Source organism: Dactylosporangium sp. NPDC005572 (genome assembly GCF_040605515.1).
Taxonomy (GTDB): domain Bacteria; phylum Actinomycetota; class Actinomycetes; order Mycobacteriales; family Micromonosporaceae; genus Dactylosporangium.
Map to the genome: position 1 here is coordinate 1 of NZ_JBEXCY010000343.1, position 7,647 is coordinate 7,647.

The following is a 7,647-nucleotide window of genomic DNA, read 5'->3' on the forward strand; positions in this document are numbered from 1 at the left end:
GCGCACGTCGGCGATCCCGTCGCCGTCCAGCACCACCGACGGGGCCGGCGGCATCGTCGGGTCGCCGCTGGGCAGCAGCAGCACAACGAGCAACCCCAGCAGCCACCAGCGACGGCGGTCCGGCGGCGCCGGTGCCGATACCGGCCCGACCGGGCCGGGGACGTCGAGGTCGATCACCACATCAGTCTCGCTCAGGACACGTCGCGAAGGTACCGCCGCTCGAGCCCCGCTCCCCGGCCCTGTGACCCACGCGACCGGTGGTGTGTGTCACGGGGCCGCGACGTCACAGAACGTGGCCCGCCGTCGTCTCGATGTTCGAACCGCAACTCCACGAGCAGGGGCCTGGACATGAAGAAGCGCAGCACAGGCAGGACCGGTAGCGCAGCGGACTCCCGGCTCGGGGCCGCCACGCCGTTACGCGGCGTGCTCAACCGGGTCTTTCCCGACCACTGGTCGTTCCTGCTGGGTGAGATCGCGCTGTACTCCTTCGTGGTGCTCGCCGTCACCGGCACGGTCCTGGCGCTCCTCTTCGATCCGTCGACGGAGGACGTGGTGTACGACGGGTCGTACCGGCCGCTGCAGGGGACGCACATGTCCGCGGCCTACGCCTCCACGTTGGACATCTCGTTCGACGTCCGCGGCGGGCTGCTGATGCGTCAGATGCACCACTGGGCGGCGCTGCTGTTCATCGCGGCGGTCATCGTCCACCTGCTGCGGGTCTTCTTCACCGGCGCGTTCCGAAGGCCGCGGCGGCTCAAGTGGACCGTCGGCCTGCTGGTGTTCTGGACCGGCCTGGTCGCCGGCTACACCGGCTACATGATGCTGGACGACGGCATGTCCGGCACCGGCATGCAGATCCTGCAGGGCATCCTGCTGTCGATACCCGTGGCCGGCACCTGGCTGGCGTCGTCGGTCTTCGGCGGCGAGTTTCCGGGCGACGTGATCATCGGCCGCATGTACCTGCTCCACGTGCTGCTGCTGCCCGGACTCCTGGTGGCGCTGATCCTCGTCCAGATCTGGCTGCGGCTGCGGCAGAAGCCGGTCCAGTGGCGGGATCCGCGCCGGAGGAGCGGGGCCGTCGAGGGCGAGCGCATGTTCCCGCGGTACGCGACGAAGCAGGCCGGGCTGTTCATGTTCGTCTTCGCGGTGATCGCGTTGCTCGGTGGCATGGTCCAGGTCAACCCGGTGTGGCTCTACGGGCCGGCGCGGGCGGCGGACGTGTCGGCGTTGTCGCAGCCGGCCTGGTACGTCATGTTCCTCGACGGCGCGGTTCGGCTGATGCCGCCCTGGGAGCTCACGCTCCCGATCGGCGACGGGTACGCCGTCCCGCCGATCTTCTGGGCGGCGGTGGTGCTGCCCGGCCTCCTCTTCGCCGTGCCCATGGCGTACCCGTTCATCGAGGCGCGGGTGCGCCGGGACCACCGGGAGCATCACCTGCTCGACCGTCCGCGGGATGCCGCGACCCGCACCGCGCTGGGTGCCATGGCCGTCACCTTCTACCTCGTGCTGACCGTCGCCGGCGCCGGCGACGCCATCGCCCTCACGTTCAACATCAGCACCAACGCGTTGACCTGGGCCGGTCGGATCGGGCTGCTGCTCCTGCCACCGCTGGCGTACCGGATCACCCACCGCGTCTGCCTGGGGCTGCAGCAGCACGACCGGCAGGTGCTGGCCCACGGCGTGGAGACCGGCATCATCCGGCGCCTGCCGAACGGTGGGTTCACGGAGATCCACCAGCCGCTCGCGGCCCCCGACCCCGGCGGCCGCACCGAGCTGCGGTACGCCGGCCGGGCGGTGCCGAAGAAGATGAACCACCTCGGCGCGCTCGCGCCCGCCGCCAGAGGCTTCCTCAGGCCGGTCGAAGGGCCCGCGGACCTCAGGCCGGGCAGCGAAGCCGATGCCGCGTAGGAATCCGGGAGCCGGCCACTGCGCTGTGACAGCCGTGTGACCGGCTCACCCGTAAGCTGGCGGTCCGGATCGCTTGCGGACTGGGGAGCCGGATGAGGGTTCTGGTGGTGGAGGATCAGGTGCGGCTCGCCAACTCGGTGGCGCGGCTGCTGCGGCGCGAGGGCATGGCGGTCGACGTGGCGTTCGACGGGGCCGCGGCGCTCGACCGTACCGTCGAGGTCGACTATGACGTGGTGGTGCTCGACCGGGACCTGCCGGGTGTGCCCGGCGACGAGGTGTGCCGCCGGCTGATGCGGGAGCCGCGGCGGACCCGGGTGCTCATGCTGACCGCGGCCGGCACCATCGCCGACCGGGTGCAGGGTCTCACCATCGGCGCGGACGACTACCTGCCGAAGCCGTTCGCCTATCCCGAGCTGGTGGCGCGCATCCGGGCGCTCGGCCGGCGTTCCCAGCCCGCCGTCGCGCCGGTCCTGGTGCATGGTGACCTGGTGCTGGACCCGGCCCAGCGGGTCGCCACCCGGGCCGGGGCGCGGCTGGCGCTCAACCCCAAGGAGCTGGCCGTCCTGGAGTACCTGCTCACCGCGCAGGGCCGGGTGGTCTCCGCGGAGGAGCTCCTGGAACGGGTGTGGGACGAGGCCGCCGACCCGTTCACCACGACGGTGAAGGCCACCATGAACCGCCTCCGGTCGAAGATCGGCGAGCCGCCCGTCATCGAGACCGTTCCCCGGGCCGGCTACCGGATCTGAGCTGAAAGAGGAGTCCTCGTGGGCCTGACCTCCCAGATCTCGGGCATGCGGGTCCGGCTGCGGCTCACGCTCCTGTACGGCGGGCTGTTCCTGCTCTCCGGCGCCGTGCTGCTGACCATCACCTACCTGCTGGTCGCACACAGCGGGCCGAACGTCGCGATGTCCGCGCAGAGCACGACGCCGTCGGGCGGGCAGAGCGTCAGCATCTTCCTGGGCGAGACCCTGCCGGCGGGCGTCCAGCTGTCCGAGGCGCAGCGGCGCGTCGTCGAGGCGTTCCAGGAGCAGGCCCGTCAGCAGCGGGCGGAGCTCATGCATCAGCTGCTCGTGCAGTCGGGCGTGGCGCTGGCCATCATGGCGGTCGTCGCGGTCGTGCTCGGCCGGCTGGTGGCCGGGCGGGTGCTGCGGCCGCTGCAGACCATGACCGCCACCATTCAGCGCATCTCGGCGCGCAACGTGCACGAGCGGCTGGCCGTCACCGGGCCGCGCGACGAGCTCAAGCGTCTCGCGGACACCGTCGACGGGCTGCTCGGCCGGCTGGAGTCCGCGCTCGACTCGCACAAACGGTTCGTCGCCAACGCGGCGCACGAGTTGCGCACGCCGCTGACGCTGGAGCACGCCCTGCTGGAGGAGACCGTCCTCGATCCGGACGCGACGGTGGAGGAGTTCCGTGCCCAGTTCGAGGAGCTGATGGTCGTCAGCGAGCAGCAGGCCCGGCTCCTCGAGTCGCTGCTGGTCCTGGCGACCAGCGAGCGCGGCCTGGACCGCCGGGAGAGCGTCGACCTGTCCGGGGTGGCCGGCGACGTGCTGCGGGCCGCCGGGCCGAGGGCACGACGACAGGACCTGACCGTCGCGGCCGAGGTCGAGCCCACGCGGGTCACCGGCGACCCCGCCCTCGTCGGGCGGCTGGTGGCCAACCTGGTCGACAACGCGATGAGCTACAACGTCCCGGACGGGCGGGTGGAGGTCGCGACGGGCACGGACGGCGTGCGCTGCTTCCTGTCGGTGACCAACACCGGGCCGCCCGTCCCGCCGGAGATGGTGGACCAACTGCTCAGCCCGTTCCAGCGGCTCGACCGTACCGCCGACGACGGTCATCACGGCCTCGGGCTGTCCATCGTCCGGTCCATCGCCGCGGCCCACTCGGCGGACCTGACCGTGCGGGCCCGCCCGGGCGGCGGCCTCGCGATCAAGGTGCTGTTTCCGGCCGAGGAACGCCGGCTGAACGACGCCGGGTAGGCGCCGTTCAGCGTCCTTTGTGCCCGTGATGTGACCGGCCGGAGCGTAGAACAGTACGCATGTCGAAGCATCAGCGTCCACTGTGGATCGTCCCCGCGATCGTCCTGCTGCTAGCGGTGGGAGCGGCGGGTTGCAGCCGTCACGACGACCCGGCGGTGGCGACCGCCAACTCCGGCGCGCCCGATGCCGGCGCCGGCGCGGCCGGCGACGGCGAGACGTCGCTGTTGAGGTTCTCGCAGTGCATGCGCGATCAGGGCCTCACGTGGTACCCCGACCCGCAGCCCGATGGCGGGTTGGTGGTGCACAACCCCGACGGCGTCGACCAGGGCAAGCTGGCCAAGGCGGAGGAGGCGTGCAAGCGGTACTACCCCGGAGGCAGCCAGCGGGGCCCGATCCCCGCTGAGGACCTGGCCAAGATACGGCAGGTGTCGCAGTGCATGCGGGACCACGGATTCGCGAACTACCCCGACCCCGACGCGAACGGCTCCATCACGATCGACTCCAAGGTTCTCGGTGTCGAGCCCGACGACCCGGCCTTCCAGAGGGCGCGACAGGAGTGCGACAAGTACCTGCCGGCACCGAAGCGCAGTAAGGGAACCTCGTGATGGGTGCGCGACGCACAGCGAGTGTGGTCACCGGCGTCGTCGCGGTCGGTGCCGTGGCCGCCGCGATCACGGTCTTCAACCTGCCGGAGGCGCAGGACAGCCCCGGCTCCGCCGACAGCACGCCGGTGTCCACCGCCGACATCACCAGGCAGACGCTGACCGACCGGGAGCGCCACGACGGCACGCTCGCCCACGGCGACACCACGACGATCTCGTCGCGCGCCGACGGCACCGTGACCGGGCTGCCCGCGGAGGGCGCGACCGTCACCCGCGGCAAGGCGCTCTTCCACCTCGACAACACGCCGGTCACCCTGCTCTACGGCCCGCTGCCGGCCTATCGCCCGCTCTCGACGGGCGTCAAGGGCGCCGACGTCAAGCAGCTCGAGGACAACCTCTGGACCCTCGGCTACCGCGGCTTCACCGTCGACGAGACCTACAACTCCGCGACCGCCGCCGCGGTCAGGCACTGGCAGAAGGACCTCGGTCTCACCCAGACCGGCACGGTCGATCCCAGCCAGGTCGTGTACGCCGCCGGTGAGGTGCGCGTGGACTCGCTGAGCACGCAGGTGGGGACCGTGATCGGGCCCGGCGCTGCCGTGGAACGGGTCACCGGCACCTCGCCGCTGGCCACGGTCGGGCTGGAGATGAGCTCGGCGCGGCTCGCCAAGGTGGGCGCGGCGGTGCAGGTCACGCTGCCCGACGGGACGGTCGTCCCGGGCGAGATCAGCAAGGTCACCATGGTCGTGAGCCCGGGCGAGAACGGTGCGGCGGCCACCACCAGGATCCACGTGACGATCCGGTTCGTCGCGGCGGTCCAGAGCGCGGGCGCGGCCGCCGTCACCGTCGCGTTCACCGCCGGCGAGCGGCCCGACGTGCTGGCCGTTCCGGTGGCCGCACTGCTCGCGCTCGCCGAGGGCGGCTACGGGGTGCGGGTCGTCGACGCAACCACGACGCGGATCGTGGCGGTGGAGACGGGGCTCTTCGCCGACGGCAAGGTCGAGATCACCGGGACCGGGCTGCAGGCCGGCATGAAGGTGGCGGTGCCGGCATGACTCCCATCGAAACTCCCCTCGAAACCCTCGTGACCGCCCCGAACACCGTCGCCGGCCACCCGGTGATCGAGCTCGCCGGGGTCAGCAAGGCCTACCCCGGCGGGGTCACCGCGCTGCACGCGGTCGACCTGGTCGTCGACTACGGCGAGCTGCTGGCGATCGTCGGGCCGTCGGGCTCGGGCAAGTCCACGATGCTGCACCTGATCGGCACACTGGACCGGCCGTCGCAGGGCACCGTGCGCATCGACGGGCACGACGTGGCGTCGCTGTCCGACCGGCAGCTCTCCGCGCTGCGCGCCCGGCGCATCGGCTTCGTCTTCCAGCAGTTCCACCTCGCACCGGGGCGGGACGCGCTGGGCAACGTCGCCGACGGCCTGCTCTATTACGGTGTACCGAAACGGGAGCGTGAGCGGCGCGCGGAGGCCGCGCTGGTCCGGGTCGGTCTGGGCGACCGGCTCACGCACCGTCCCCACCAGCTCTCCGGCGGCGAGCGCCAGCGGGTCGCCATCGCCCGCGCGGTCGCGGGCGACCCGCCGCTGCTGCTCGCGGACGAGCCGACCGGCAACCTCGACTCCGCCTCCGGCGCCAGGGTGATGGCGTTGCTGCGCGAGCTGCACGACGCGGGTACGACGATCCTGGTCATCACGCACGACCGCGAGATCGCGGACAGCCTGCCGCGGCAGGTGCCGATGCGCGACGGGCAGGTGGTCTGAGATGCCCCGGCCAACCGCCCTGACCCCGGCCCGGCTGCGCCCGTCGGACCTGGCCCGGCTCGGCGCATACGGCCTGCGCTCGCGCCCGCTGCGCGCCGTGCTGTCGGCGCTGGGCATCGCGATCGGTATCGCGGCGATGACCGCGGTGGTCGGCATCTCCGCCTCCAGCCGCGCCGACCTCGACGAGGAGCTCGCCAGGCTCGGCACCAACCTGCTGACCGTGTCGCCCGGCAACACGATGTTCGGCAGACGGGCCACGCTGCCCGACGAGTCGGTCGCGATGATCAGGCAGATCGGCCCGGTGCAGTCGGCCACGGCGACCGGCTCGCTCAGCGACACGCACGTCTACCGCACCGACCGGATCCCGGCGGCGCAGTCCGGCGGCCTGTCCGTGCTCGCCGCCAGGCTCGACCTGCTCAAGACGGTCGGCGCCACGCTCGACCACGGCGCCTGGCTCAACGCGGCGACCGACCGGTACCCGGCGGTCGTGCTCGGCGCGACGGCGGCCGAACGGCTCGGGAACGTGCCCGCCGTCTACATCGGCGGCCGGTGGTGGGTCGTCATCGGGGTGCTGCGGCCGGTGCCGCTCGCGCCGGAGCTCGACGCGGCGGTGCTCATGGGGTGGCCGGCGGCCACGACGTACCTGGGCTTCGACGGGCACCCGACGACCGTCTACACGCGGTCGGTGGAGTCACAGGTCGAGGCGGTACGCGCGGTGCTCGCGCCCACGGCCAACCCGCAGTCACCGGGCGAGGTGCAGGTGTCGAAGCCGTCCGACGCCCTCGCCGCCCGCCGCGCCGCGAACGCGACCTTCACCGCACTGCTGCTCGGGCTGGGCGCCGTCGCGCTGCTCGTGGGCGGGATCGGCGTCGCCAACACGATGGTCATCTCGGTGCTGGAGCGGCGCGCCGAGATCGGCCTGCGCAGATCACTCGGCGCCACCAGGGGCCAGATCCGCACCCAGTTCGTCGCCGAGTCGCTGCTGCTGTCGCTGCTCGGCGGCGCGGCCGGCGTCCTGCTCGGCTATCTGGTGACCGGGATGTACGCCACGACGCAGCAGTGGCCCACCGTGGTGCCGCTGTGGGTCCTCGCCGGCGGCGTCGGCGCGACCGTGCTCATCGGCGCGATCGCCGGCCTCTACCCGGCGATCCGCGCCGCCCGCCTCGCACCCACGGAGGCCCTGGCGGCGACCTGACGGCGGACGCTTTCGGCATCCTTAAATCCGGATGAGATCTCCTTGCACATCGACGAACTTGTTAGTAATGGCCCGTTACTATCCGGAGGTGCGATTGCGGCGAATCGCGCTCCCGCCGTCCGTACCGATGCAGAAAAACGGAGCCATGAGAACCAGGAAGCTCATCCTCGCCGCGACCGCCGCCGCCCTGGC

General features: G+C 72.1%; 7 protein-coding genes. All 7 read left to right on the forward strand.

The window, feature by feature from the left end; genetic code table 11:
- Positions 1–348 precede the first annotated feature (348 nt).
- Positions 349–1,908 (forward strand): cytochrome b N-terminal domain-containing protein, encoded by a 1,560-nt coding sequence (locus ABZS66_RS59125; RefSeq protein ID WP_354773375.1) that lies wholly within the window; start codon positions 349–351, stop codon positions 1,906–1,908.
- A 92-nt stretch (positions 1,909–2,000) separates the two neighbouring features.
- Complete coding sequence (locus ABZS66_RS59130) at positions 2,001–2,654, forward strand: response regulator transcription factor (RefSeq protein ID WP_354773377.1); 654 nt, start codon at positions 2,001–2,003, stop codon at positions 2,652–2,654.
- Positions 2,655–2,672: 18 nt separating this feature from the next.
- The gene (locus tag ABZS66_RS59135; RefSeq protein ID WP_354773379.1) at positions 2,673–3,890 is read left to right on the forward strand and encodes an ATP-binding protein; all 1,218 of its coding nucleotides are present in this window, start codon (positions 2,673–2,675) and stop codon (positions 3,888–3,890) included.
- A 59-nt stretch (positions 3,891–3,949) separates the two neighbouring features.
- Positions 3,950–4,495 carry a hypothetical protein gene (locus ABZS66_RS59140; protein WP_354773381.1) on the forward strand — a complete coding sequence of 182 codons (546 nt, stop codon included), beginning with the start codon at positions 3,950–3,952 and terminating at the stop codon, positions 4,493–4,495.
- Entirely contained in the window at positions 4,495–5,547 is a 1,053-nt protein-coding gene (locus ABZS66_RS59145; protein ID WP_354773383.1) for a peptidoglycan-binding domain-containing protein, read from the forward strand. The genes ABZS66_RS59140 and ABZS66_RS59145 overlap by 1 nt, the downstream gene beginning before the upstream one ends.
- A gap of 62 nt (positions 5,548–5,609) precedes the next feature.
- Positions 5,610–6,260 (forward strand): ABC transporter ATP-binding protein, encoded by a 651-nt coding sequence (locus tag ABZS66_RS59150; protein ID WP_354773387.1) that lies wholly within the window; start codon positions 5,610–5,612, stop codon positions 6,258–6,260.
- A gap of 1 nt (position 6,261) precedes the next feature.
- Positions 6,262–7,455 (forward strand): ABC transporter permease, encoded by a 1,194-nt coding sequence (locus tag ABZS66_RS59155; RefSeq protein WP_354773385.1) that lies wholly within the window; start codon positions 6,262–6,264, stop codon positions 7,453–7,455.
- The last annotated feature ends 192 nt before the right edge of the window (positions 7,456–7,647 follow it).

Coding starts and splice junctions, on each gene's coding strand:
- ABZS66_RS59145 (WP_354773383.1), top strand. CDS start 4,495: ATGGGTGCGCGACGCACAGCGAGTGTGGTCACCGGCGTCGTCGCGGTC.
- ABZS66_RS59140 (WP_354773381.1), top strand. CDS start 3,950: ATGTCGAAGCATCAGCGTCCACTGTGGATCGTCCCCGCGATCGTCCTG.
- ABZS66_RS59125 (WP_354773375.1), top strand. CDS start 349: ATGAAGAAGCGCAGCACAGGCAGGACCGGTAGCGCAGCGGACTCCCGG.
- ABZS66_RS59130 (WP_354773377.1), top strand. CDS start 2,001: ATGAGGGTTCTGGTGGTGGAGGATCAGGTGCGGCTCGCCAACTCGGTG.
- ABZS66_RS59155 (WP_354773385.1), top strand. CDS start 6,262: ATGCCCCGGCCAACCGCCCTGACCCCGGCCCGGCTGCGCCCGTCGGAC.